At 70.1% G+C, this 25968-nt stretch carries 26 protein-coding genes; 18 read left to right on the forward strand and 8 right to left on the reverse strand.

The genetic code is table 11. The annotated features are described in order from the left end of the window. The 6 genes from fabD to LPC04_RS21645 form a co-directional block, all read right to left on the reverse strand. Entirely contained in the window at positions 1-939 is a 939-nt protein-coding gene (gene fabD, locus LPC04_RS21620; protein ID WP_275684364.1) for an ACP S-malonyltransferase, read from the reverse strand. A gap of 79 nt (positions 940-1018) precedes the next feature. Next, positions 1019-2032 carry a beta-ketoacyl-ACP synthase III gene (locus LPC04_RS21625; protein ID WP_420854753.1) on the reverse strand — a complete coding sequence of 338 codons (1014 nt, stop codon included), beginning with the start codon at positions 2030-2032 and terminating at the stop codon, positions 1019-1021. A gap of 30 nt (positions 2033-2062) precedes the next feature. Beyond that, positions 2063-3097, reverse strand: a complete 1035-nt coding sequence (gene plsX, locus LPC04_RS21630; RefSeq protein ID WP_420854754.1) for a phosphate acyltransferase PlsX — start codon at positions 3095-3097, stop codon at positions 2063-2065. Positions 3098-3384: 287 nt separating this feature from the next. Continuing rightward, entirely contained in the window at positions 3385-3567 is a 183-nt protein-coding gene (gene rpmF / locus LPC04_RS21635; protein WP_275684365.1) for a 50S ribosomal protein L32, read from the reverse strand. Between the two features lie 204 nt (positions 3568-3771). Next, positions 3772-4953: a methionine adenosyltransferase gene (metK, locus tag LPC04_RS21640; RefSeq protein ID WP_275684366.1), complete on the reverse strand. Its 1182-nt coding sequence runs from the start codon at positions 4951-4953 to the stop codon at positions 3772-3774. A 188-nt stretch (positions 4954-5141) separates the two neighbouring features. Continuing rightward, the gene (locus LPC04_RS21645; protein WP_275684367.1) at positions 5142-5765 is read right to left on the reverse strand and encodes a YceD family protein; all 624 of its coding nucleotides are present in this window, start codon (positions 5763-5765) and stop codon (positions 5142-5144) included. Between the two features lie 40 nt (positions 5766-5805). On the opposite strand from LPC04_RS21645, the gene LPC04_RS21650 reads away from it, so the two are divergent. The 16 genes from LPC04_RS21650 (at position 5806) to LPC04_RS21725 (ending at position 20079) form a co-directional block, all read left to right on the forward strand. Then, positions 5806-6429 (forward strand): Maf family nucleotide pyrophosphatase, encoded by a 624-nt coding sequence (locus LPC04_RS21650; RefSeq protein ID WP_275684368.1) that lies wholly within the window; start codon positions 5806-5808, stop codon positions 6427-6429. Beyond that, positions 6426-7217 (forward strand): SAM-dependent methyltransferase, encoded by a 792-nt coding sequence (locus LPC04_RS21655; protein ID WP_275684369.1) that lies wholly within the window; start codon positions 6426-6428, stop codon positions 7215-7217. The genes LPC04_RS21650 and LPC04_RS21655 overlap by 4 nt, the downstream gene beginning before the upstream one ends. 98 nt (positions 7218-7315) lie before the next feature. Next, the gene (locus LPC04_RS21660; RefSeq protein WP_275684370.1) at positions 7316-8668 is read left to right on the forward strand and encodes a lipopolysaccharide biosynthesis protein; all 1353 of its coding nucleotides are present in this window, start codon (positions 7316-7318) and stop codon (positions 8666-8668) included. Between the two features lie 4 nt (positions 8669-8672). Beyond that, entirely contained in the window at positions 8673-9782 is a 1110-nt protein-coding gene (locus LPC04_RS21665) for a DegT/DnrJ/EryC1/StrS family aminotransferase (RefSeq protein WP_275684371.1), read from the forward strand. Continuing rightward, positions 9779-10999, forward strand: coding sequence for a glycosyltransferase (locus LPC04_RS21670; RefSeq protein WP_275684372.1), 1221 nt, complete (start codon positions 9779-9781; stop codon positions 10997-10999). Before LPC04_RS21665 ends, LPC04_RS21670 begins: the two co-directional genes overlap by 4 nt. Further along, complete coding sequence (locus tag LPC04_RS21675; RefSeq protein WP_275684373.1) at positions 10996-11757, forward strand: glycosyltransferase family 2 protein; 762 nt, start codon at positions 10996-10998, stop codon at positions 11755-11757. Before LPC04_RS21670 ends, LPC04_RS21675 begins: the two co-directional genes overlap by 4 nt. A gap of 7 nt (positions 11758-11764) precedes the next feature. After that, positions 11765-12583 (forward strand): glycosyltransferase family 2 protein, encoded by an 819-nt coding sequence (locus LPC04_RS21680; protein ID WP_275684374.1) that lies wholly within the window; start codon positions 11765-11767, stop codon positions 12581-12583. Between the two features lie 48 nt (positions 12584-12631). Beyond that, on the forward strand, positions 12632-13750 hold the full coding sequence (locus LPC04_RS21685; RefSeq protein ID WP_275684375.1) for an NAD-dependent epimerase/dehydratase family protein: 1119 nt from the start codon (positions 12632-12634) through the stop codon (positions 13748-13750). Continuing rightward, complete coding sequence (locus tag LPC04_RS21690; RefSeq protein ID WP_275684376.1) at positions 13747-14301, forward strand: serine O-acetyltransferase; 555 nt, start codon at positions 13747-13749, stop codon at positions 14299-14301. The genes LPC04_RS21685 and LPC04_RS21690 overlap by 4 nt, the downstream gene beginning before the upstream one ends. Then, complete coding sequence (locus LPC04_RS21695; protein WP_275684377.1) at positions 14298-15287, forward strand: WaaS/CpsH family glycosyltransferase; 990 nt, start codon at positions 14298-14300, stop codon at positions 15285-15287. The genes LPC04_RS21690 and LPC04_RS21695 overlap by 4 nt, the downstream gene beginning before the upstream one ends. A gap of 29 nt (positions 15288-15316) precedes the next feature. Beyond that, a complete protein-coding gene (locus LPC04_RS21700) occupies positions 15317-16336 on the forward strand; it encodes a ketoacyl-ACP synthase III (RefSeq protein WP_275684378.1) in 1020 nt (339 codons plus the stop codon). Positions 16337-16349: 13 nt separating this feature from the next. Beyond that, complete coding sequence (locus LPC04_RS21705; protein WP_275684379.1) at positions 16350-16586, forward strand: acyl carrier protein; 237 nt, start codon at positions 16350-16352, stop codon at positions 16584-16586. Further along, the gene (locus tag LPC04_RS21710; RefSeq protein WP_275684380.1) at positions 16561-17643 is read left to right on the forward strand and encodes a ketoacyl-ACP synthase III; all 1083 of its coding nucleotides are present in this window, start codon (positions 16561-16563) and stop codon (positions 17641-17643) included. Before LPC04_RS21705 ends, LPC04_RS21710 begins: the two co-directional genes overlap by 26 nt. After that, positions 17640-18404: an SDR family NAD(P)-dependent oxidoreductase gene (locus LPC04_RS21715; protein ID WP_275684381.1), complete on the forward strand. Its 765-nt coding sequence runs from the start codon at positions 17640-17642 to the stop codon at positions 18402-18404. The genes LPC04_RS21710 and LPC04_RS21715 overlap by 4 nt, the downstream gene beginning before the upstream one ends. Then, positions 18401-19036: an acetyltransferase gene (locus tag LPC04_RS21720; protein ID WP_275684382.1), complete on the forward strand. Its 636-nt coding sequence runs from the start codon at positions 18401-18403 to the stop codon at positions 19034-19036. The genes LPC04_RS21715 and LPC04_RS21720 overlap by 4 nt, the downstream gene beginning before the upstream one ends. Further along, entirely contained in the window at positions 19033-20079 is a 1047-nt protein-coding gene (locus tag LPC04_RS21725) for an aromatic ring-hydroxylating oxygenase subunit alpha (protein WP_275684383.1), read from the forward strand. Before LPC04_RS21720 ends, LPC04_RS21725 begins: the two co-directional genes overlap by 4 nt. A 10-nt stretch (positions 20080-20089) precedes the next feature. On the opposite strand, the gene LPC04_RS21730 is transcribed toward LPC04_RS21725, so the two are convergent. Both LPC04_RS21730 and LPC04_RS21735 read right to left on the reverse strand, forming a co-directional pair. Next, a complete protein-coding gene (locus tag LPC04_RS21730) occupies positions 20090-21439 on the reverse strand; it encodes a DEAD/DEAH box helicase (protein ID WP_275684384.1) in 1350 nt (449 codons plus the stop codon). 248 nt (positions 21440-21687) lie between these two features. Then, positions 21688-22638, reverse strand: coding sequence for a GDP-mannose 4,6-dehydratase (locus LPC04_RS21735; RefSeq protein WP_275684385.1), 951 nt, complete (start codon positions 22636-22638; stop codon positions 21688-21690). Between the two features lie 200 nt (positions 22639-22838). On the opposite strand from LPC04_RS21735, the gene LPC04_RS21740 reads away from it, so the two are divergent. Both LPC04_RS21740 and LPC04_RS21745 read left to right on the forward strand, forming a co-directional pair. Further along, positions 22839-24806: an SLBB domain-containing protein gene (locus LPC04_RS21740; RefSeq protein WP_275684386.1), complete on the forward strand. Its 1968-nt coding sequence runs from the start codon at positions 22839-22841 to the stop codon at positions 24804-24806. Beyond that, entirely contained in the window at positions 24806-25909 is a 1104-nt protein-coding gene (locus LPC04_RS21745; RefSeq protein WP_275684387.1) for a GumC family protein, read from the forward strand. Before LPC04_RS21740 ends, LPC04_RS21745 begins: the two co-directional genes overlap by 1 nt. Positions 25910-25968: the final 59 nt, after the last annotated feature.

The following is a 25968-nucleotide window of genomic DNA, read 5'->3' on the forward strand; positions in this document are numbered from 1 at the left end:
TCATGCCAGCACCCCCTTCATCGCGGCCAGCGACGCCGGGTCGTGGATGCCGCCCGTGACCAGCTCCGCGTCGATGCGCTTGACCATGCCGGACAGCGCCGTGCCCGGGCCGCATTCGATGACGTGCGTCGTGCCCCGCGCCTTCAGCGACTGGACGACCTCGACCCAGCGCACCGCGCCCGCGGCCTGGCGCACCAGCGCGTCGCGGATCGCGGCGGCGTCGGCCGGCGTGGCGACGTCGACGTTGTTGACGACCGGAATCGCCGGCGCGTGCAGCGTGACCTTTTCCAGCGCGGCCTTCAAACGCTCGGCCGCCGGCTTCATCAGGCTGGAGTGGAACGGAGCCGACACGGCCAGCAGCAGCGCGCGCTTCGCGCCCGCGGCCTTGAGCATCTCGCAGGCCTTGTCCACGCCGGCCTTGGTGCCGGCGATGACGGTCTGCTTCGGGTCGTTGAAGTTGACGGCCTCGACGACCTCGCCGCTCGCCGCCGCGGCGGCCTGGCAGCCGTCGCGCACAGCCTGGGCGTCGAGACCGAGGATGGCGGCCATCGCGCCGACGCCCACGGGCACGGCGTCCTGCATGGCCTGCGCGCGCAGCCGCACCAGCGGCAGCGCGTCGGCCAGCGTCAGCACGCCGGCGGCCACCAGCGCGGTGTACTCGCCCAGCGAGTGGCCCGCGACCGCGGCCGGCGTCGCGCCGCCTTCGGCGCACCAGGCGCGATAGGCCGCGATGCCGGCGGTCAGCATGACAGGCTGCGTGTTGGTGGTGAGGTCCAGCTGTTCCTTGGGGCCGTCGTGGATCAGGCGACCCACGTCCTCGCCGAGCGCCGCGGAGGCCTCCTTCAGCGTCGAAAGAACGGCCGGGTGGTCGCCCCAGGCGTCGAGCATGCCGACGCTCTGCGAGCCTTGGCCGGGGAAGACGAATGCGAATGCGGTCATGGGATCGGAAATCTTGTTGTTCTCGTCAATGGCGAGGCGGCAAACGCCGCGCCGCCTGTCTCTGGGAGTGGCCTGCGACTCAGTAATCGACCAGCGCTGCACCCCATGTGAAGCCGCCGCCGACGCCTTCAAGCAGCAATCGCTGTCCGCGCTGGATCTGGCCCGAGCGGATCGCGACATCGAGCGCCAGCGGAATCGAGGCGGCCGAGGTGTTGCCGTGCTCGTCGACCGTCACCACCACGCGGTCCGCGGGCAACTTCAGCTTGCGGGCCGTGCTCTGCATGATACGGATGTTCGCCTGGTGCGGCACGAGCCAATCGACGTCGGAAGTGGTGCGTCCGGCCAGCTCGAGCACTTCGTTGGCGACATCGCCCAGCACGCCCACCGCCAGCTTGAACACGGCCGGGCCGTCCATCTTGAGCAGCGGGTCGCCGAAGACCTTGCCGCCGTTGACGGTGCCCGGCGTGCACAGGATCTCGAGGTGGCGGCCGTCCGCATGCAGCTTGGTGGCGACGACGCCCGGCGTGTCGCTCGCCTCGAGCAGGACCGCGCCGGCGCCGTCGCCGAACAGCACGCAGGTGGTGCGGTCGTCGAAGTCGAGCAGGCGCGAGAACACTTCCGAGCCGATCACGAGCGCACAGTTGGCGCTGCCGGCCTTGACCATCGCGTCGGCCACGCTCAGCGCATAGATGAAGCCCGAGCACACGGCCTGGACATCGAACGCCGCGCAGCCGAACACGCCCAGCTTGCGCTGCACGATGCTGGCCGTGGACGGGAAGACCATGTCCGGCGTGGACGTGGCGACGATGATCAGGTCGACGTCCGCCGCCGTGCGGCCGGCCGCCTCCAGCGCGCGCAGCGCCGCGGCGGTGGCGAGGTCGCTTGCGTTGACGTCGTCGCCCACGAAGTGGCGGGCGCGGATGCCGGTGCGTTCGACGATCCAGTCGTCGGAGGTCTCGACGCCGCGGCGGGCGAGCATGTCGACGAGGTCGTTGTTCGTCAGGCGCAGCGGCGGCAGGTCGCTGCCGGTGCCGGCGATGCGGGAATGGCGGGGCGCGTTAATTTGAGAGTACTCCCCAGCACGAGCACGCACGAAGGCGCCTTCCGGCGGACGGACGGGCGCTCATGCGGCTTGCGGAACCGATTCGCCGCCGGTGGGCGGCAAGGCTTGCATGGTGTCGACGATGGCATCGTGGACGCCATCGAGAAGACGGTTGCGGGCGGCGTCGTGGGCGCGGATCAGCGCCTGGCCGAACGAGAACGCATCGGCGCCACCGTGGCTCTTGAAGACCAGGCCCTTCAGGCCCAGCAGCGCGGCACCGTTGTAGCGGCGCGGGTCGACGCGCGACTGGAAGCGGCGCAGCACGGGCATCGCCAGCAGCGCGGCGAGCTTGGTGAAGACGCTGCGCTCGAACTCCTGGCGGATCATGGCCTTCATCATCTTGGCCACGCCCTCGTTGCTCTTGAGCGCGACATTGCCGACGAAGCCGTCGCAGACCACGACGTCCGCCGTGCCCTTGAAGATGTCGTCGCCCTCGACGTTGCCGAAGTAGTTCAGATGGCCCTGCGACGCGACCGTGCGCAGCAGCTCGCCCGCGCGCTTGATCACCTCGCTGCCCTTGATCACTTCCTCGCCGATGTTGAGCAGGCCGACGACCGGCTCGGCGCGGCCCTCGGTGGCCGTCACCAGCGCGCCGCCCATCACGGCGAACTGCAGCAGGTGCTCGGCCGTGCAGTCGACGTTGGCGCCGAGGTCGAGCACGCAGGTGTATTGATCCTTCATGTTGGGCATGAAGGCGGCGATCGCGGGGCGGTCGATGCCGTCCATCGTCTTGAGCAGGTAGCGCGACACGGCCATCAGCGCGCCGGTGTTGCCGGCCGAGACGCAGACATCGGCGGCGACGTTGCCGGCCTCGTTGGCCTTGAGCTGCTCGATGGCCACCCGCATCGACGAATCGCGCTTGCGGCGCAGCGCCGTCTCGACCGTGTCGTCCATCGTGACCACCTGGCTCGCCGTGATCAGCGTGCAGCGCTGCCAGTCGGTGGCAGGCGCCAGCGCTCCCGGGCTGCCGACCAGCAGCAGCTCGGCCTCGGCATGGCTGTCGAGGAACGCCTTGCAGGCCGGCAGCGTCACGGACGGACCATGGTCGCCGCCCATGCAGTCCACCGCCAGGCGAACGCGCGTTCGGGGTGTCAGGGGTACAGGATGAATCACAGTCGGGATCGGTCGGGCCGATCTAATTCCAGCAATCCAGGACCATAGCAGAGGCTCATGTCGAGTGGCCAGATGACAACCCGAATGACCCCGTTGCGCATCGGAAACAGCAAAGCCGCGTCATTGCGCCCAGGGGCAGATGACGCTGGCAAGCGGCGGGCCGGCGAGAGGATCGGGCGCGGACGGGGCCGCGCCGCGGTGGCCGCGACGAATCGCGGCCGGCAGCCAGATCAGGCGTCGGCCTTGGTCTTCAGGACCTTGCGGCCACGGTAGAAGCCGGTCGGGCTGATGTGGTGGCGCAGGTGCACTTCGCCGGTGGTGGCTTCGATCGCCGTGCCCGGGGTGGTCAGCGCGTTGTGCGAACGGTGCATGCCGCGCTTGGAGGGCGACTTCTTGTTTTGCTGGACAGCCATTTCGATACTCCTGGGAACGCCGCTGACGCCAGCGGCCGTTCTGTGAACCCATGCCCTTGCTGCGGATCCGAACACTGCAAACGAATGCAGCTGCCGGGCAAAGATTGGGGAAAGCCTGCGATCATAGCGCATTCGGCGCGATTCGCCAAGCGCCGGCGACACGCAGCCGGAGGGGCGGAGACCCCTCCGCCAACTCCGCGCCGCTTACTTCAGGCCGGCCGCGTCGCGCAGGGCCTGCACCTTGTCGGTGCGCTCCCACGAGAACTCCGGCTCCTCGCGGCCGAAGTGGCCGTAGGCGGCGGTCTTCTGGTAGATCGGACGCAGCAGGTCCAGCATCTGGATGATGCCCTTGGGGCGCAGGTCGAACAGCTCGTTCACCAGCTCGGCGATCTTGTCGTCGGGGATGACGCCGGTGCCCTCAGTGTAGACCGTCACGTTCATGGGCTTGGCCACGCCGATCGCGTACGCCACCTGGATCTGGCACTGGCGCGCCAGTCCGGCCTTGACGATGTTCTTGGCCACGTAGCGCGCGGCGTAGGCGGCGGAACGGTCGACCTTGGTCGGATCCTTGCCCGAGAACGCGCCGCCGCCGTGCGGGCAGGCGCCGCCGTAGGTGTCGACGATGATCTTGCGCCCGGTCAGGCCGCAGTCGCCCTGCGGGCCGCCGATGACGAAGCGGCCGGTCGGGTTGACCAGGAAGCGCGTCTCCTTGAGCCATTCCTTCGGCAGCACCGGCTTGATGATCTCCTCGACCACGGCCTCGATGAACTCCGGCTTCATCTTCGCGCCGTCGCTCATCTCGGGCGAGTGCTGGCTCGACAGCACGACCGTGTCGATCGAGTGCGGCTTGCCGTCGACGTAGCGCATCGTGACCTGGCTCTTGGCGTCCGGGCGCAGGAACGGCAGGCGGCCGTCCTTGCGCAGCTGGGCCTGGCGCTCGACGAGGCGGTGCGCGTAGTAGATCGGCGCGGGCATCAGCTCGGGGGTTTCATCGCAGGCGTAGCCGAACATCAGGCCCTGGTCGCCGGCGCCGAGGTTCAGGTAGTCGTCGCTCGCGCGGTCGACGCCCTGGGCGATGTCGTTGCTCTGCTTGTCGTAGGCGACGAGGACCGCGCAGCCCTTGTAGTCGATGCCGTACTCGGTGTTGTCGTAGCCGATGCGCTTGATGGTGTCGCGCGCGACCTGGATGTAGTCGACGTTGGCCTGCGTGGTGATCTCGCCGGCGAGGACGACCAGGCCCGTGTTGCACAGCGTCTCGGCCGCCACGCGCGAGAGCGGATCCTGCTCGAAGATCGCATCGAGGATCGCGTCCGAGATCTGGTCGGCTACCTTGTCCGGGTGACCTTCCGAAACGGATTCGGAGGTGAAGAGAAAGTCGTTCGCCACGTGTCAAAGCTCCAGATGCGCGAGTTCGAGGAAATCGCGTTCGGCCGTCTTTGCGCGTACTGCCCGGCGAACGCTTTAGTGGAATTTATGGATCGCCCCACAAGTTGTTCAGTTAACCCGGCGATCTCTCCATTGTACGGGAGCCCGTTTGGTCAGGACATGAATAAGGATTGGACATCCCGGGCAGTTCAGACGATGTCGGGGCCGCCGTCGCCGTCCTTGTCCTTGCGCAACAGCGCCAGGCTGGCGAACGGGTTGGCCTCTTCCTCGACGATCTCGACGTCGCCGAACTGCATGGGGACGGCTTCCGGGCAGACGTCGTGGCGCGGCACGAGCGGCAGCGCCAGCAGCATCTCGTCCTCCACCAGGTCGCGCAGGTTGAGCGTCCTGGGCAGCGCGAGGATCTCGTCCTCCGACTCGTCGTCGAGCGCGGCGGCGGTGTCCTCGTCGGCCACGAAGCGGAAATGGCGGTCGACGTGCACCGCCTCGTCCAGCGGCAGCAGGCAGCGCTGGCATTGCAGGATGACGTCGGCGCCGGCCAGCAGGTGCAGCCAGATCTGGTCCTCGCCGCCCACGGTACGCGTCGAGCCGACGGCGTGCCAGCGCACGCGGCGGCCCAGGTCGCTCGCGGAACGCGGCGGCAGTCCGGGTGCGTCGGCCTTCGCCTTGATCGGCGAGCCGGCGTCGAGCGGGCACTCGCTGTCGGCCAGCCGCGGCAGCTCGGCGATGGCCCAGTCGCCCTCGGCTTCCTGCGCGTCGGCGGCGAAGTTGGCGACGTGCAGTCGCAGCGGATCAAGGGCGGGCGAGGTCATGAAACGATTCTAGACCTGCGTCGCAGGCGACAATTCGCCCGTGCCCCAAGAACCCGAGTTGATCCTGGCCTCCACCTCGCGCTATCGCCGCGAGCTGCTCGAACGCCTGCGCCTGCCGTTCCGCGCGCTGTCGCCCGAGACCGACGAGACCCCGCTGCCCGGCGAGACGCCGCCCGCCCTCGCCGAGCGCCTCGCGCTCGCCAAGGCGCGCGCGCTCGGCGCCCGCTTCCCCGATGCCGTCGTGATCGGCGCCGACCAGGTGGCCGACGTCGACGGCGTGGCGATCGGCAAGCCCGGCGACCACGCGCGCGCCGTCGAACAGCTGCGCGCGATGAGCGGCCGCACGATCGTCTTCCAGACCGCGCTGGCCGTCGTGCGCGAGGCGACCGGCTTCGCCGAGGTGCGTCGCGTGCCGGTGCCGGTGCGCTTTCGCACGCTGGCCGACGCCGAGATCGAGTTCTACCTGCGCACCGAGCAGCCCTACGACTGCGCCGGCAGCGCCAAGTGCGAGACGCTGGGCATCGCGCTGCTCGAGGCGATCGAGTCCGACGATCCCACCGCGCTGATCGGCCTGCCCCTGATCACGACCTGCACCCTGCTGCGCGCCGCGGGGCTCGACCCGCTGCGCGCCCGCCCTCCTTTCCCGAACGGATCCACGACATGACCCACGCCCCCGGCCGCCTCCTGCTGATGCCCAACGCGCTCGATCTCGGCGCGCAGGAGGTGCCGCTGACCGACGTCCTCGCTGGCGGCGTGATCGCCCAGGCCAGCAGGCTGCTGCACTGGGTCGTCGAGGACGCCCGCAGCGCGCGTGCCTTCCTCAATCGCGTCAACAAGGTCGCCCCGCTCGCACAGCCGCTGCAGCAGACGCTGATCTCCGAGCTGCCGCGCGCCCCCAAGGGCGCCCAGCGCACGGTGCCCGGCAAGCCGCCCAAGCTGGAGGTCGCCAAGGCCTCGGCGTGGGAGCTTCTGCTCGCGCCCGCGCTGGCCGGCGCCGACATCGGCCTGCTCAGCGAAGCCGGCCTGCCCGGCGTGGCCGACCCCGGCGCGCTGCTGGTGGCCGCCGCGCACGAGCTCGGCATCCCGGTCGTCGCGCTAAGCGGCCCGAGCTCGATCACGCTGGCGATCGCGGCCAGCGGCCTCAACGGCCAGAGCTTCGTCTTCCACGGCTACCTCCAGACCGACGTCAACCCGCGCCGCGCGCGGCTGCGCGAGCTCGAGGCGACGTCGAAGCGCCTGCAGCAGACGCAGGTCTTCATCGAGACCCCGTACCGCAACGCCGTGATGCTGGAGGCCGCGCTCGAAGTGCTGCAGCCGACCACGCGGCTGGCGATCAGCTGCGGGCTGACGCTGCCGGACGGCTGGTCGCTGTGCAGGACGGCGGCGCAGTGGAAGGCCGCCAAGGTCGAACTGCCCGATCGCGTGCCGGCGGTGTTCAGCCTGCTGGGTTGACGCGCCCGAGGACTAAAATCAGGCTCCTCCCCAAGGGCTTCCATGCGCAACCCGATGTCCGACGAGACGACCGGCTCCCAGGCCCGCGACCAGGACGAATGACGATTCGCCGCCTCCTGGAAGCCCGCCTGCCGTTCGCCGCCGATCCCCGCCTGCTGCGGGTCCTCGCCACCGCCGGCGCCAGCTACGTCGGCCGCTTCGGTGCTGGCATCGTCGTCCTCGTCACCGTGCCGATGGCGCGCGCCTCCTTGCCGCCCGAGCTGTTCGGCGTCTGGATGATGCTCACTGCGCTGCTGGGCTTCTTCTCGTTCGCCGACCTGGGCATCGGCAACGGCGTGCTCAATGGCGTCACGCGCGCCCGCGCGGCCGACGACGCGCAGGCGCTGCGGCGCGTGCTCGGCTCCGGCTACGCCTGCGCGCTGGCTTCGGGCGTGCTGCTGCTGCTGGCCTGGTGCACGTGGGTCGCGCTGGCGACCTCGCCGGTGTCGGTCGCGGGACGGATCTCACCGGCCAACGCGCCGCCGGTGCTGGCCGCGCTCAGCACGTTCGCGCTGCTGATCGCCGTCAACATCCCGGCGAGCCTGGTGCAGAAGGCCCAGCTGGGCTCGCAGCAGGGCCACTGGATCGGCATCACGCAGTTCGCGAGCGCGCTCGTGGCGCTGGTGGCGGTGCCGCTGATCCTGCATGCGCGGGGGCCGCTGTACCTGCTGATCCTGGCGACGCTGGGCGCGCAGACGCTGGGCAATCTCGCGAGCAGCGCGTGGTGGCTGCGCCGCAACCGCATCTTCGCCGGCGCGTCCGCGCGCGATCTCGTCGACGCGCCGACCCTGCGCGGCCTGCTGCACGTCGGCGGCCAGTTCTTCGCGCTGCAGATCGCGGTGGCGTTCGCGTTCCAGTCGGACGCCATCGTCATCACCCAGCGCCTCGGCCAGGCGCCCTACGGCGACTTCGCCGTCGTGCAGAAGCTGTTCCTGTTCGTCTCGATGCTGCTGAACTCGGCGCTGCTCGGGCTGTGGCCCGCGTTCGGCGACGCCATCGCCCGCGACGACCTCGCCTGGGCCAAGCGCGTGCTGGTGCGCAGCCTGCTGGTGGCGGCGTCGTTCGCCTCGGCCGCGTCGCTGGCGCTGGTGCTGTCCATCGGCTGGATCACCACGCACTGGCTCAGGACGTCGTTCGCGCCACCGCTATCCTTGTGCGTCGCGCTGGCCACCTGGACCGTCATCGAGGCGATGGGCTCGGTGAGCGGCGTCTTCATGAACGGCGCCAATCTCGTGCGCATCCAGGTGGTCGTCGCGCTCCTGATGGCGGCAGTCGCATTCGGGGGCAAGTGGATGCTGGTGAGCGTCCTCGGCCCGACCGGCAGCGTCCTCGCGACCATCGCCGCCTACTGCATGATCGCGATACCCGGACAGTTCTTCGTCTACCGCACCGTCTTTGCCGCACGGAAGTGAGCCCATGACCGACACCCGCATCCCCATCTACCAGCCCGACCTGAGCGGCAACGAGAAGGCCTACGTCAACGAGTGCCTGGACACCTCGTGGATCTCGTCGCGCGGCCGCTTCGTCAAGGAGTTCGAGGACAGGTTCGCCGGCTTCGTCGGCGCGACGCATTCGGCCTCGGTCTGCAACGGCACCGTGGCCATGCACCTGTGCCTGATGGCGCTGGGCATCGGGCCCGGCGACGAGGTGATCGTGCCGACGCTGACCTACGTCGCGTCGGTCAACGCCATCGCCTACACGGGCGCCACGCCGGTCTTCGTCGACTCGACACGCTCGACCTGGCAGATCGACCCCGACGACGTGCGGCGCCACGTCACGCCGCGCACCCGCGCCATCATGCCCGTGCACCTCTACGGCCAGGCCTGCGACATGGACGCGCTGCTGGCCATCGCCAACGAGCACCGCCTGTTCGTCGTCGAGGACTGCGCCGAGGCGATCGGCACGACCTACAAGGGCCGCCACGTCGGCACCTTCGGCGACATCGCCGGCTTCAGCTTCTTCGGCAACAAGACGGTCACGACCGGCGAAGGCGGCATGGTCGTGAGCAACGACAAGACGCTGATCGAGCGCGCGCGCCACCTCAAGGGACAGGGCCTGGCCGCGCATCGCGAGTACTGGCACGACGTGGTGGGCTACAACTACCGCATGACCAACATCGAGGCCGCCATCGGGCTGGCCCAGCTGGAGCGCGCGGACGAGTTCATCGCCGCCAAGCGCGCGCTCGCGGCGCAGTACGTCGACCAGCTCGCCGGGCTGCCCGTCGAGTTCCAGGGCGAGACCGCCGACACCGAGCACAGCTGGTGGATGTTCTCCATCCTCGTGGAGCGCCCCGACCAGCGCGACGCGCTGCGCGCCCACCTCACGCAGGCTGGCATCGAGACACGTCCGCTGTTCTATCCGGTGCACACGATGCCGATGTACGCGCACAACTACCGCAAGCACCGCGTGGCCGAGGAACTGGCCTGGCGCGGCATCAACCTTCCGAGCTGGCCGGGGCTCCAGCCCGAGCAGGTGCGCCGCATCACGTCGTCGATCGCCGCGTTCTACAAGACCGACGGCCGATGAGGAAGGTCGGGATCCTGGCGCAAGGCTTCGTCGACTGGGGCGGCGGCGTCGATTTCCTGCGCGGGATCAGCACCAGCCTGCACTTCGCCGACCCGCAGCTCGAACAGCACGTGCTGCTGCCGTTGCGCGGCCCGCGCGTGGTGCTGGAGGCCGTGCGGGAGCGCGTCAAGCGGCTCGTTGGCCGACCGACGCATGCCGCGCACCGACCCGGGCGGGCGCACGTGGAGCGCACGTTCGCCGAGACCGGCGCCCGCATTCACGCGATCGATCTGGGGCCGGCCGCGCTGGCCGGCGCGGTGCGGCGACTCGGCCTGGACGCCCTGCTGCCGGCGATCGCGCCGTTGCCGGACGACCTCGGCGCGCCCTGGGTCGGCTACCTGTTCGACTTCCAGCACAAGCACCTGCCGCACTTCTTCCCGGACGCCGAACGCGCCCATCGCGACGCGGCGTTCGCGCGCATGCTGGATGCGGCCGGGGCGCTGATCGTCAACGCGCAGGACGTCGCCAACGACGTCCGCCGCTTCTACCCCGACGCCCGCGCGCGGCTGTTCGCGCTGCCGTTCAACGCGGCGCCCGGGGCCGACTGGTTCGACCAGGATCCCGCGACCGTCGCGCGGCGCCACGGCGTGCCGGGGCCCTACTTCATCGTCTGCAACCAGTTCTGGAAGCACAAGGATCACGAGACCGCGTTCAAGGCCTTCGCCGCGCTCGCCGCGCGCCATCCGGCGCTGTCGCTGGTGTGCACCGGCGCGACGAACGACTACCGCTATCCCGGCCACTTCGAGGAGTTGATGGCCTATGCGCGGCGCGAGGGGGTCGCCGACCGCATCCACGTCCTCGGCCTGATCTCCAAGCTCGACCAGGTCGCCCTGATCCGCGGCGCCATCGCGCTGCTGCAGCCGACGCTGTTCGAGGGCGGCCCGGGCGGCGGAGCCGTCTCCGACGCCGTCTCGGTCGGCACGCGCTCCATCGTCTCCGACATCGCCGTCAACCGCGAGCTGCGCGAACCGACGGTGAGCTGGTTCGAGGCGTCCAACCCCGAGGCCCTGGCCGCGCGCATGGACGAGGCGATCGCCACCGACGACGGCGCCCGCGCCGACCCGGCAGAACTGTTCCGACAGGGCGAGGCGCGCCGCGTCCAGTGCGGACGAAGGATGCTGGAGGCGATCGAGTTCGCGGCCAGCCTGCGCGCGTCGCGATCGAGGGGCCTGCCGTGACCCGCAGCGAGATCCCGACGACACGGACGGGCGGATGGCGCCACGCGCCGGACGCGGGCCGCCAAGCCGTCGACGACCCCGCGCATCCGCTGGTCACGGTGCTCACGGTCGTGCGCAACGGCGCGGCGACCCTGGAAGCCTGCCTGCGCAGCGTCATGGCGCAGACCTGGCCGAACGTCGAGCACGTGATCGTCGACGGCGGATCGACCGATGGCACGGTCGCCGTCCTCGAACGCTTCGACCGTGACATCGCCTGCTGGATCAGCGAGCCCGACGGCGGCATCTACGACGCCCTCAACAAGGGCCTGCGGCTGGCTCGCGGCGCGTCGTACGTGGTGCTGGGCTGCGACGACTGCCTGCTGCCGGGCGGCGTCGAGGCGCTGGCGCGGCAGGCCGACGGCGTGGACGTCGTGTTCGGCCGCGTCCGCTTCGACTCGCCGCGGCACGGCGAGATGCTCATTCGCAATCATTCAGCGGGCACCCTGATCCGGCTGGACGCGCACCGCCGGCTGGGCTGGTACGACGCCAGCTACCGCATCGCCGCCGACACCAAGTTCCTGATGGCGGCCCGGCGCGCGGGCGTCACGCGCGAGATCGACGACGTCGTCGGCGTGTTCACCGTCGGCGGCGCCTCCGGCGACTACCGCGCCAACGTCCTCGAACACGCGCGGGCGATGCGCGAGTCGGGCGCCTGGAGCGCGTGGCGCAGCGTGCTCTGGCGCGCGCCGCGGCTGGTGCTCGCGGCCTTGCGCGGGTAGCCGGAACATGTCGGCCACCAGCAACATCGCCGACGTCGCGGTCGTCATCCCGGTCTTCAACTCGGGGGCGGACGCCCTCGGCGCGATCCGCTCGGTGCAGGCCCAGACGGTGCCGGTGCGCGAGATCGTGGTCGTCGACGACGGCTCGACCGACGGCAGCGCCGCGGCCATCGCCGCGGCCGTCGAGGACGGCAACCCGCCGGTGCGCATCGTCCGCATCCCCAACGGCGGCGCGGCGAGCGCCAGGAACGCGGGAATCCGGCAGACGAGCACGCAGTATCTCGCCTTCCTCGATTCCGACGACCGCTGGCTGCCGGACAAGCTCGCCAGGCAGCTGTCCATTCTCGACACCCGGCCCGAGGTCGGCCTGGTCGGAACCCGGACGACGATGAAATCGACGCTGGTCGATCGCAGAATCGACGCGCTGGGCCCGGAAATGCGGATCACCGCCCGGGCGCAGCTTTTCAAGAATTTCTTCCAGACGTCCACGGTACTCGTGCGGCGCAGCGTGCTGGATGCGGTCGGACTGTTTCCCGCCGGCCAGAGATATGCGGAGGAAGGTGATCTTTTCCTGCGGATCGCCGCCCATTCGCCGTGCATCCTGCTCAACGAGGCGTTAGTGGACTACGCTGGCGGCAAGGGCGGCTTCGGCGTCGCCGGTTTGAGTTCCAATATATGGCGGATGGAGCGCGGCGAGCTCGCCAATATCCACCGCGCCTGGCGCCGCGCCGATTGCACGCTGCCCGTGTATCTGCTCGCCACCGTTTTTTCCCTCCTCAAGTTCATGCGGCGTGTCCTGCTTCGCCACTTGCCCGCGAATGCCTGATCAAATGCTCGAATTGCGACGGATTTCTTCTCACAGGACCACCTTCCCTTGAAAATCGTCATTACCGGCGGACTGGGCTTCATCGGCCAACATCTCGCGACCCGGCTGATCGCGGCGGGTCATGACGTCCTGCTCGTCGATTCCCTGATCGCGCAGATCCATGGCGACATCCCTTCGGTGTCCGTGCCAGAGGGCGCGCGCGTCGTGCGCCTCGACACCAGCCTGCTGCCCGAGCACCCCGAGCTGATCGACGGCAGCGACGCCGTCTTCCACCTCGCCGCCGAGACGGGCACGGCCCAGTCCATGTACCGCATCGCCCACTACACCGGCGTGAACTGCGGCGGCACGGCCGCCCTGCTGGAGGCGATCGCGAAGTGTTCGAAGCGCCCGCGCCACGTGGTGCTGGCGTCCAGCCGCAGCGTCTACGGCGAGGGCGCCTACGTGCGCCCCGACGCGCCGACGCAGCTGCTGCAGCCCGCGGCGCGCGCGCCCGAGGCGCTGGCGGCGGGTGACTGGGAACCGCGCGACGCCAGCGGCGTGGCGCTCGTCGCCGTGCCGACGCCCGAATCCCTGCCGTTCGCCCCCGGCTCGATCTACGCGGCGACCAAGGCCGCGCAGGAACTGCTGATCAACTCCACCGCCACGGCACTCGGCTTCCGGTCGACCGTCTTCCGCTTCCAGAACGTCTACGGCGAAGGCCAGTCGTTGCAGAATCCCTACACCGGGATCATCACGATCTTCTTCAACCGCGCCCGCCAGGGCCTGGACATCCCGCTGTACGAGGACGGCCTGGAGTCGCGCGACTTCGTGCACGTCTCCGACATCGCCGCCGCGCTGCATGCCTCGCTGTCGACGGACCTGCCGCCCGGCGCCGTCATCAACCTCGGCGCGGGCCAGCCGACGTCGGTGCGCACGTTGGCGTCCAGTCTCCTGCAGGCAGCGGGCATCGACGTGCCGGTGCGCGTCACCGGCCAGTTCCGCGTCGGCGACATCCGCCACTGCCACGCCGACCTGGGCCTGGCCCGGCGCCTGATGGGCTTCGAGCCCCAGGTCACGCTGGACGAGGGCCTGCGCCGCTTCTGCGCCTGGGGCGTGGGCCAGCCGGTGCACGAGGATCGATCGGCCGCGGCGACCGCCGAGCTTCGCAGCAAGGGCCTGACGAAGTGACCTTCGCGCTCAGGCAGACCCTCGACGCCGACTGGGCGCGGCTCGCGCAACTGAGCGGCCAGCCGCAGGCCGGGCGGCGCTGGGTCCACCACTTCTCGCCGCGCTTCGCGCCCGTCAGCCTGATTCGTCACGCCCACGCGCTGCACTGCGCCGGCTGGGGCCGCCTGGCCAAGCTGGTGCAACTGGCCAACTTCGTCGTCTTCGGCCTCGAGGTGCCGGCGGCACTGGCCATCGGGCCCGGGCTGGTGATCGCGCACACGCAGGGCACCGTGCTCGGCGCGGCGGCCATCGGCAGCGACGTCACGATCTTCCACCAGGTCACGCTCGGCGCGGCCGCGATCGACGTCGCCTTCACGCCGGCGTTGCGGCCGTCGGTCGAGGACGGCGTGACGCTCAGCGTCGGCGCCAAGGTGCTCGGCGGCGTGCGGCTCGGGCGGGGCTGCGTCGTCGGCGCGAACGCGGTCGTGCTCGCCGACGTGCCCGCCGGCAGCCTGGCCGTGGGCGTCCCGGCGCGGATCGTCGCGCGGGACGAGCCCGCGCAAGCGGCATGACCATGTCGCCCCGCAACGGCCGCGCGCTGCTGATCGCCCCGCGCTTCTTCGGCTACGAACGCGACATCCGCGAGCAGCTCGAACGCGACGGCTGGCAGGTCGACATGCTGCCGGATCGCCCGTTCGACACCGCCGCGCTCAAGGCCTTCACGCGCGTCCTGCCGACCTTCACCGCGCCCGCCGCGAACCGCTTCTATGCGAAATCGCTGGAGAAGCTGGCGCCGGCGCGCTACGACCTGATCCTGGTCATCCAGGGCGAATGCATCTTCGAGCCGACGCTGCGCATGCTGCGCGCCGAGTTCCCGGCGGCGCGGCTGGTCTTCTACACCTGGGACTCCGTCTCCAACAAGCCGCGCTCGAAGAAGCAGCTGCCGCTGTACGACGAGTGCTTCAGCTTCGACGAGCTGGACGCCGCCAGCTGCAACATCCATTTCCGGCCGCTGTTCTTCACGCCCGGCTTCGAGCGCACGGCGCCGCCGTCGTTCGACTACGACGTCAGCTTCGTGGGCACCATCCATTCGGATCGCTACCGCATCGTGCGGCGCATCTCGAAGCAGCTCGCGGATCCGTCGCGCGCGTTCTGGTACCTGTACCTGCAGGCGCCCTGGATGTACAGCGCGCGCCGGTATTTCACCAACACCGTCGACGGCGCGCCGCGTTCCGAGTTCCGCTTCGAGCCGCTGGCGCGCTCCGCGGTGCAGGACATCTTCCTGCGCTCGCGCGCGACGCTCGACATCGAGCATCCCGACCAGCGCGGCCTGACGATGCGCACGATCGAGGCGCTCGGCAGCCAGACCAAGCTCATCACCACCAACGCCACCGTCAGCGCCTACGACTTCTACGACCGCCACAACATCGCGATCGTCGACCGCCGCAAGCCGCGGCTGCCGACGGGCTTCCTGACGACGCCTTTCCGCCCCGTGCCCGAGGCCATCCACCAGCGCTATCGGCTGGAGACCTGGGTGCGCGAGGTGTGCGGCTCGTGAGGGATTCCCACGGCCCGATAATGACCCGCATGGCCGACATCGCCGAGATCGCCGACATCGCGGGCCACGTCCCGAGCCGCATCCTCGGCAACGAGGAGCTGGCGGCGCTCTATCCGGCCTGGCCGGCCGACAAGATCCTCGACAAGACCGGCATCCGCACGCGCCACATCGCCGCCGACGACGAGACGGCCGGCGACCTCGCGCTGGCCGCGGCGCGCCAGCTGTTCGCCCAGGGCAAGGTGCGCGCGGAGGACGTCGACTTCATCATCCTGTGCACGCAGGCGCCCGACTACATCCTGCCCACCACCGCCTGCGTCCTGCAGCACGCGCTGGGCATCTCGACGCGCGCCGGCGCGCTTGACGTCAACCTCGGCTGCTCGGGCTTCGTCTACGGGCTGTCGCTGGCCAACGGCCTGATCGAGACGGGCGCCGCGAAGTGCGTGCTGCTGCTGACGGCCGACACGTACTCGAAATACATCCATCCGCTGGACAAGAGCGTTCGCACGCTGTTCGGCGACGGCGCCGCCGCCACGGCGGTCGTTCGCGCGGAGCGCCCGGCGCCCGCGATCGGCCCGTTCGTCTTCGGCACCGACGGCAGCGGCGCGCAGCACCTGATCGTGCCCGCCGGCGGCTTCCGGCGGCCGCGCGACGCGCAGACCGGCGCCGAGGAGCGCGACGCCTCCGACAACGTCCGCTCCGCCGAGCACCTGTACATGAACGGCGCGGAGGTCATGACCTTCACGCTGCGCGAGGTGCCGCGCACCGCGAAGGCGCTGCTGGAAAAGGCCGCGCTCGCCGCGGACAGCATCGACTACTTCGTGCTGCACCAGGCCAACCGCTTCATGCTGGAAGCGCTGCGAAAAAAATTGAACGTTTCCGCCGAACGTGTTCCGATCTGCATGGAAGACGTCGGCAACACCGTCTCGTCGACCATCCCGCTGGCCCTCGTCGCCATGCGCCGCGACGGACTGCTCGATTCGCCGAAGCGCCTGATGCTGATCGGCTTCGGCGTCGGCCTGTCGTGGGCCGCCTGTATCCTGACCATCTAGACCCAACTCACCTATGACCACGTTCTACGAGGGCCTCGCGGAAATCCTGGAAGTCGACACCGACGCGGTGACGCCGGAGCTCCCGCTCGCCAGCGCCAACGCCGACTGGGATTCGCTGGCCGTGGTGTCCACCATCGCGCTGATCGACGACTGCTACAACGTGATGGTCGACGGCAAGGCGCTGGTGGCCTGCGGGACGGTCGCCGACATCGAGGCCCTGATCGATGCAGCCCGCCAGCGCAACGCCTGAGCCCGCGCCGGCCGTCGGCCGCGAGGCGACGACCACGGGCGGACGCATCGCCGGCGTCGTCACGTGCGTGCCCGCGGACGTGCGGCGCAACGCCGACTTCTTCGCCACCTTCGGCGAGGACTCGGTGGCCGACGTCGTCAAGATGATCGGCGTGCAGAGCCGCCGCCAGGCCGCGGCCGACGTCACCACGCGCGACCTGTGCCGCCTCGCGGCGCAACGCCTGCTGGCCGGCCTCGAGTGGGCGCCCGAGAGCATCGACGCGCTGATCTTCGTGTCGCAGACGCCCGACTTCCGCCTCCCCGCCACGGCTTGCGCGCTGCAGGCCGATCTCGGCATCGGCACGTCCTGCATCGCGTTCGACGTCAACCTCGGCTGCTCGGCCTATCCGTACGCGTTGTGGCTGGGCATGAGCATGCTGCAGACCGGCGCGGCCCGCCGCGTGCTGCTGGCCGTCGGCGACACCGTCAGCAAGATCGTCGACCCCAACGACCGCGCCACGGCGCTGCTGTTCGGCGACGCCGGCACGGCCACGGCGCTCGAGCTCGACGCCGAGGCCCGCCCCGCGCACTTCGTGCTGGGCAGCGACGGCAAGGGCGCGACCAACCTCATCGTGCCGACGGGCGGCTTCCGCGACCACGGCGCGAGCGGCGACCCGCGCCTGGACGGCCGCTCGACCGACTCGCTCTACATGGACGGCGGCGAGATCTTCAACTTCACGCTGCGCGCCGTGCCGCCGCTGGTCGCGCGCACGAAGGCGCTCGGCGAGGCCGACGGCAAGGCGCACGACTTCTTCCTGTTCCACCAGGCCAACCAGTTCATGCTCAAGCACCTGGTCAAGAAGGCGAAGCTGCCGCCCGAGCAGGCGCCGCTGAACATCGAGGAATTCGGCAACACGAGTTCGGCGTCGATCCCGCTGCTGATGACCACGCGCTTGCGCGACGCCCTCGCGTCGTCGCGCCAGCGCCTGGGCCTGTTCGGCTTCGGCGTCGGCTATTCGTGGGCCTCGGCGTCGCTCGACGTCGGCCCGCTGCGCGTCGTGGAGAACATCGAGGCATGACGACCTTCGCAACGGACTACCTCGCCGGCCGGCGCTTCCTGGTCACCGGCGCCTCGTCGGGCATCGGGCGCGCCACCGCCGCCCTGCTCGCCGAATGCGGCGCCGGCATCACGGCGTCCGGGCGCGACGAAGAGCGCCTGGCCGCGGCCGTCGCGCAACTGCCCGGGCAGGGCCACCTCACCCGGCCGCAGGCCTTCGACAAGGCGGACGAAGCCGCGGCCTGGATGAAGACGCTTATCGACGAGCATGGCGCCTTCGACGGCGTCTTCCACGCCGCCGGCGTCGAGCTGGTGCGGCCCGTGCGACTGACGAAGCAGGCCCAGCTCGACGAGGTCTTCGGCGGCGCGGTGTTCGCCGCGGCCGGACTCGCCCGCGCCGCGGCGCAGAAGGGCGCGCTCAAGGACGGCGGCTCGCTCGTCTTCATGTCCTCGGTCGCGGGCTCGGCGGGCCAGTCCGGCATGAGCGCCTATTCGGCCGCCAAGGCCGCGGTCGACGGCATGGTGCGCTCGCTGGCCTGCGAGTTCGCGCCGCGCCACATCCGCGTCAACGCCATCGCCGCGGGCGCGGTGCGCACGCCGATGCACGATCGCTTGACGAAGGGCGCGGCGGACGACACCGTCGACACCTACCGCAACCATCACCTCCTGGGCTTCGGCGAGCCGCAGGACATCGCCAACGCCGCCGCGTTCCTGCTCGGCCCCGCGGGCCGCTGGATCACCGGCACCACCTGGGTCGTCGACGGAGGGTATCTCTGCAAATGACTACGCCATTCATCACACTCGTCGGCGCCGGCGGCTTCGGCCGCGAGCTGATCAACTGGTGCGAGGACGCGGCGCGCGCCTCCGGCACCCCGCGCGTGACCGGCTTCCTCGACGCCGACGCCAGCCCCCTGGACGGCTTCGGCTACGGGCTGCAATACCGCGGCACCGACGCCGACTACGCGCCGCGCGAGGGCGAGCTGCTGCTCGTCTCGATCGGCGATCCGCTCGTCAAGCAGCGCGCGGTGGCGTCGCTGCGCGCGCGCGGGGCGCGCTTCGCCAGCGTCGTCCATCCGACCAGCGTCATTGCCCGCTCGGCCCGGCTCGGCGAGGGCGTCGTGGTCTGCCCGCTGGCGATGGTGTCGGCCGACGCGCGCATCGGCGACTTCGTCGCCATCAACGCGATGTGCAGCATCGGCCACGACGTCGAGCTGGGCGACTTCAGCACCCTCAGCGCGCACGTCGACATCACCGGGCACGTGAAGGTCGGCGAGTGCTGCTTCTTCGGCAGCGGCGCGCGGGCGCTGCCCGGCGTGCGCATCGGCGAGCGCGCGCGCATCGGCGCCGGGGCCGTGGTCATGCGCCACGTGCAGCCCGAGGCCACGATGTACGCCGCGCCGGCGAAGAAGCTGTGACGGATCTCGACGCCTCGCTCGTGCGAGGCTGGTGGCACCTGCTCTGCCACCGCCGCGAGCTGCCCGCGCCGGGCGACTATCTCCGCTTCGAGACCGTCGTCGGCGACATCGCCGTGTTCAACGACGGCCGCGACCTGATCGCCTTCGACAACCGCTGCCCGCACCGCGGCGCGCGCCTCTACGACGGCGCCTCGGGCAACCGGCCCGCGAGCTGCAGGTACCACGGCTGGACGCATGCCAACGGCGTCATGATCATCCCGCAGCGCGAGAAGTTCGACGGCTGCGACCTGACGACGGCGCGGCTGAACCAATATCGCACCGACTGGTGCGGCGACTTCCTGTTCGTCGGCATCGCGCCGCAGGCCGCGCTGGCCGAGCAGCTCGGCGAGGCCGCGGGCGTGCTGGAGAACATCTCCTTCAACATCGACGCATGCGTCGACGTCAACCGCTACGACTACGAGTGCCGCTGGCCGCTGGCCATCGAGAACGCGCTGGAGCCGCACCACATCTCGCTGGTGCACCCCGAGACGCTCGCGACGCTGGAGCTGCAGGACGGCGAGAACCGCTTCCTGGGCGTCAACTCCGTGTGGGAGGCGCCGGTGGGCAACGCGCGGCTGCGGCGCCGGCTCGAGAGCCTGCGGCGATTCTTCCGCATCGACCACGGCTACGAGGGCTACTTCAGCCTGTACCTGTTCCCGTTCACCATGCTGTCGTCGACGTACGGCTACTCGTACTCGCTGCAGCACTTCTTCCCGGCACCCGCGCCGGACACGCCGCGCCGCACGAGCTTCAGCAGCCGGCTGCTGACGGTGCCGGCCGTCGACGAGCGAGCCGCGAGCATGCTGCGGACGTTCATCGACTCGACCGTGCAGGTCAACCGCCGCGTGTTCGAGGAAGACCACGAGGTCTGCAAACGGCTGCCGGCGGATTCGTGGAGCACGGCGCCGCTGCGCTATCCGAGCGTCGACGAGATCAAGATCTCGCACTTCCGCGAGTCATGCCGCCAGCATCTGGCGGCGCAGGCGCCCGAAGCGAGCGCCTGATCCAGCCGCTTCAGGCCTTGGTGCCGCCGCCCAGCAGCGCGGCGACCTTGCGCTTGGAGCGAATGTTGGCCGACAGCGCGGCGCGGCCGACCGGCGCGACGGGCGTGGCCATTTCCCACTCCGGCTTGTCGGCCGACGTGCTGCTCGCCTCGTAGGGCTTGTCGAAGAACGGATCGCGGTTCTTCTGCGGCGTCGGCGCGCGCGGGGGCGCGACCGGACGCACGAACGTGGGCGACGACTCGCGGCGCGGCTCGTCGTCGAACTCGCGGCGCGGCGGGCGGCGCGGACGCTCGTCGGCGACCTCCAGCGGCTCGAGCTCGATCTTCTTGTGGATCAGCTTCTCGATGTCCGAGATGTTGCGGGCGTCGTCGCGCGTGACCAGCGTGACGGCCAGGCCCGATGCGCCGGCGCGGCCGGTGCGGCCGATGCGGTGGACGTAGTCCTCGGCATTGAACGGCACGTCGAAGTTGAAGACCGCGGGCAGGTCGGCGATGTCGAGGCCGCGGGCGGCGACGTCCGTGCATACCAGGATGTCGACTTCGCCCTTCTTGAACGCGGCCAGCGCCTTCAGGCGTTCGTCCTGCGACTTGTCGCCGTGCAGCGCCGAGGTGCGCAGGCCGTCGCGCTCGAACGAACGCGCCAGGCGGGCGGCGCCCAGCTTGGAATTGACGAACACGAGCGCCTGCACGATGCCGCGCTCCTTGAGGATCTGGCGCACCGCGCCGCGCTTGTCGTCGTCGGTGACGCTGTAGAAACGCTGTTCGACGGTGGACGCGGTGGCGTTGGCGCGCGCCACTTCCACGGTGACCGGATCCTGCAGGTAGCTGTTGGCCAGGCGCTTGATCTCGGGCGAGAACGTGGCCGAGAACAGCAGCGTCTGGCGCTGCTTGGGCAGGTAGCTGAGGATGCGCTGCAGGTCGGGCAGGAAGCCGATGTCGAGCATGCGGTCGGCCTCGTCGAGCACGACGTACTCGACCTGGTTCAGCACGCAGTTCTTGGCCTCGATGTGGTCGAGCAGCCGGCCCGGCGTGGCGATCAGCACCTCGACGCCGCCCTTGAGCTCGAGCGTCTGCGGCTTCATGTCGATGCCGCCGAAGACGACGGCCACGCGCAGGTTGGAGTGCTTGGCGTAGGCCTTGATGTTGTTGGCGACCTGGTCGGCCAGCTCGCGCGTGGGCGCCAGCACGAGCGCGCGCACGGGGTGGCGCGCGGGCGAGACGCTGGCCGTCTCGTGGCGCATCATCTTCTGCAGCAGCGGGATCGAGAACGCGGCCGTCTTGCCGGTGCCGGTCTGCGCGGCGCCCATCACGTCGCGGCCCTGCAGCACCAGCGGAATCGCCTTCGCCTGGATCGGCGTCATGAAGGCGTAGCCCTGGTCGGCGACGGCCCGGATCAGCTTTGCGTCAAGTGGGAGGGTGTCGAAACGGGCCGGCGCGGGAGCGACTGGTTGATCGTTGGCGGGGTCCGTTTGAGCCGGGACCTGGGCTTGGGATGCTTCTATCATGAACCGCCATTATCGCTTGTACCGATGAATCGCGCATGACGTTGCCCGCGGACGCCTCGAAAAGGCCCGCGCAACGCGGCTTTGGCGCCGCAATTGCCGCCAAGTCAGTCGATCTTGGCCAACATGCTGCGCACCACCTCCGCGCCGGACAGCCGGGCCTCCCAACCGAGCACCGCCCTGGCCTTGGCCGGGTTGGCGCGGCTGACCTGGATGTCCGTGGGACGAAACAGCTTCTCGTCCTGCACGACATGCTGGCGCCAGTCGAGCGAGAAGTGCCCGAACGCCGCCGCCACGAACGCCTCCAGCGTGAAGGTGTGGCCGGTGGCGATGACGAAGTCCTGCGGCGTGTCCTGCTGCAGCATCAGCCACATCGCCTCGACGTACTCGGGCGCCCAGCCCCAGTCGCGCGCGATGTCGAGCCGGCCCAGGCGCAGCGTCTCGCCGCTGCCCGCCGCAATGCGCCGGGCGGCGGAGACGATCTTCTGCGTCACGTAGCGCTCGGGCCGCAACACGGACTCGTGGTTGAACAGGATCCCGTTGCACGCGAACAGCTGGTACGCCTCGCGGTAGTTGTCCAGCAGCCAGAACACCGAGGCCTTGGCCACGGCGTACGGGCTGCGCGGGTGGAACGGCGTCGTCTCGTCGGCGGCGACGCCCTCGGTGTCGCCGAAGCTCTCGCTGGAGCCCGCCTGGTAGATGCGGGCCTGCTTGTCCAGCATGCGGCAGGCCTCGAGCACGTTGAGCATGCCCATCGTGATGCTCTGGATCGTCTCGGCGGGCTGCTCGAACGACAGCCCGACCGACGACTGCGCCGCCAGGTGGTAGATCTCGTCCGGCTGGCTCCGGCGCAGCGCCACCAGCACGCTGCGGAAGTCCTCCGGCACCATGCTGATGCAGCGCACGCGTTCGCGGATGCCCAGGTGCTGCAGGTTGGCGAACGACGCGCCCTGGGCGTCGCGCGACGTGCCCCAGACCTGGTAGCCCTTTTCGAGCAGCAGCCGCGCCAGCAGGCTGCCGTCCTGTCCGCTCACGCCGGTGATCAGTGCAGTTTTCATGGTCGGGAATGGCAGGCCTGTGTCACGTGTCCTGCGGAGGTTGGGTTCGCCGCAAGTATCCTCTGCGAGCGACTCCGCGTCCGGCGCGCAACCTCGAGCAGCTAGAATTCGCGGCTCCAAGAGTTTCGACGCATGCCAGAGGCGTGACCCTGCAGGCGCCCGTGACAATCGTCCGATCCAACCACGGCGAAGCCCGTTCCATGTCGATGACACGTTTTATGGCGGCCGCGCCGCTTCCGCAGCGCAGGTTCGGCGCGCTGCTGGTGAGTTCGATCTGTCTGGCCGTCGCCATCGGCGCCTGTCCGACCGCCGCGCAGGCCCAGTTCAGCGGCAACACGTCGAACGACGTGACGTCACCGTCCAGCACCGACGTTTCCCGCGTCAACAACCCTGCCCCGGCCGCCACCGACAGCCCCGATGCGGTGCAGCGCCTGCGCCAGCCGGCCCCCGCCACCTACGGCCCGCGCGACGGGCAGCCCGAGCCGCGCCTCGTGCTCCCCGCGGAGCCGTACAAGCCGGGCGAATTCGAGCAATACGTGCAGCAGCTCGTGGTCGCGCAGGGCTCGGGCACGCCGCAGGACGTGCGGCGCTTCGGCGCGAACCTGGTGACCGACGACGCCATCGCCTCGGCGACGCAGGATCCGCTGCCTTCCGTGCCCGGCGACTACATCATCCGTCCGGGTGACGAGATCGCGCTGACGATCTGGGGCACGGTCGACGCAGACCTGCGCCTGACGGTCGACCGCGCCGGCCGGATCTCGGTGCCTCGCGTCGGCACGATCAGCGTCGCCGGCCTGCGCAATGCCGACCTGGCCGACGCGATCAGCCGCCGCACCGCCCAGACGTTCAAGAACTTCCAGCTCACCGCCACGCTGGGCCAGGTGCGCGCGATCCGCGTCTTCGTCAGCGGCTACGTGCAGCGCCCAGGCAGCGTCACCGTCAACGGCCTGTCGTCGGTGCTGCACGCCCTCATGCGCGCGGGCGGCCCGTCGGTGGCGGGCAGCTTCCGCGACATCCACCTGCGTCGCGCGGGCCACGAGGTGGCCGTGTTCGACCTCTACGACCTCCTGCTCAAGGGCGATCGCAACACCGACCAGCTGGTGCAGCCGGACGACATCATCTTCGTCGGCCCGGTGGGAACGCAGGTCGCGGTGCTGGGCAGCGTCAACCAGCAGGCGATCTATGAACTGAAGCCCGGGCAGACGCTGGACGACGTGCTGGCGATGGCCGGCGGCTTCAGCGCCGTGGCCGATCGCACGCGCGTCGCCGTCGAGCGACTCGCCGACCGCACCAACGGCCACGTCGCGCAGTTCGCGCTGCCCGCCCAGGGCGGCACGGTGCTCGGCACCGGCGACGTGATCCGCGCGTTCAGCACCGTCACCTCGACGCTGTCGCTCGGTTCGCAGAACGAGCGCATCCACGTCGACGGCGAAGTCATGCATCCTGGCGACTACATCCTGCCGCCGGGCAGCCGCGTCGCCGACGCGCTGCGCGCCGCCGGCGGCATGACGGCCGCGGCATACCCCTACGGCACCGAGCTGACCCGCGACAGCGTCCGCCAGACGCAGCAGGCGAACTACGACCGGGCGCTGCGCGACCTCGAGACCGACATGTCGCGGACGCAGGCGAGCCAACGCGCGACCTCCGCCGAGGAGTTGAACGCACAGAGCGCCTCGGCGACTGCCAACAACCGCCTGCTCGAACGCCTGCGCCAGGTCCGGCCGACGGGGCGCGTCGTGCTCCAGATGCCGCCCGACGCGACGTCGCTGCCCGACCTGCCGCTGGAGAACGGCGACTCGATCTCGATCCCGCCGCGCGGTTCCTCGGTGGGCGTCTTCGGCAGCGTCTTCAACACGGGCAGCTTCGTCTTCGAACCCGGCCACACGACGACACAGTACCTCGCCCTCGCCGGCGGCCCGACCCGCGGCGCGGACAAGAACAGCATCTTCATGATCCGCGCCAACGGATCGGTCGTCAGCGCGCAGCAGGGCGCGTCGTTCTGGCGCTCGGGCAACTCCCTGGCCGAGACGGTGGTGGAGCCCGGGGACACCTTGTTCGTGCCCGAGCAGCTCAACAAGTCGACCTTCGTCCAGGACGCCAAGGACTGGACGCAGATCCTGTACCAGTTCGGCCTGGGCCTGGCGGGCATCAAGACGTTGGGACTGTGATGGCGGACCACGACCAGTCCCTGCCCGAGGGCGAATCGGAGCTGAGCCTGCAGGAATTCCTCAGGCCGATCAGCCAGCGCTGGCGCATGCTGCTCGCGGCGCCCTTTGTCTTCGGCGCGATCGGTGCCGGCGTCAGCTACCTGATCACCCCGGTGTTCGAATCGCACACGACCTTCCTGCCGCCGCAGCAGCAACAGAGCAGCGCGGCGGCCGCCCTGGCGTCGCTGGGTTCGCTGACCGGACTGGCGACGGGCGGCGGCATCAAGAGTCCGGTCGACGAGTACATCGGCCTGATGCAGAGCGAGACGGTGCAGGACCGGATCATCGACCGGTTCAAGCTGATGCAGGTCTACGAGCTCAAGTACCGCGACCAGACGCGCGTCGCGCTCGCGCACCGCTCCAAGATCGCTGCCGACAAGAAGAGCGGGATGATCACCGTCCAGGTCGAGGACACCGATCCCCAGCGCGCCGCGGAGATGGCCAACCAGTACGTGCAGGAACTGCGTGCGATGACGTCGACGTTGGCGGTCTCCGAAGCCCAGCAGCGCCGGGTCTTCTTCGAGAACCAGCTGCAGGCCACCAAGGTGCGGCTGGTCGCCGCCCAGACGGCCCTGCAGGCGAGCGGCTTCGACGCCGGCGCCATCAAGGCGGAGCCTCACGCGACCGCCGAGGCCTACGCGAAGGCCCGTGCGGACCTGGCCTCGGCGCAGGTCCGGCTCGAGACGATGCGCGGGTCGATGGCGGACACGTCCCCCCAGGTCATGCAGCTGTCGATCACCGTGGCCGCGCTGCAGCGTCAAGTGGACTCGCTGGAACGCAGTGGGGCCGACGCGTCCGGCAGCAGTCCCGACTACATCGGCAAGTACCGCGAATTCAAGTACCAGGAGACGCTGTTCGACTTGATGGCCAAGCAGTACGAGCTGGCACGCGCGGACGAGAGCCGTGAAGGCGCGCTGATCCAGGTCGTCGATCCCGCGCGCCCGGCCGAGCGCCGGATCTGGCCCAAGCGCGCGCTCATCACGCTCGGTGCCGCGATCGGCGGCACGCTGCTGCTGGGGCTGATCATCGCCCTCGCCGCGCGCCTGCGCCCCGCCAAACCGTGATCGCGCGCTGACCGGCCGCGCAGCGCGCCGGGACCGTCGTCGCCGGCGCGCGTCGGCGG

The organism is Scleromatobacter humisilvae (assembly GCF_023231945.1).
Lineage (GTDB): Bacteria > Pseudomonadota > Gammaproteobacteria > Burkholderiales > Burkholderiaceae_C > Scleromatobacter > Scleromatobacter humisilvae.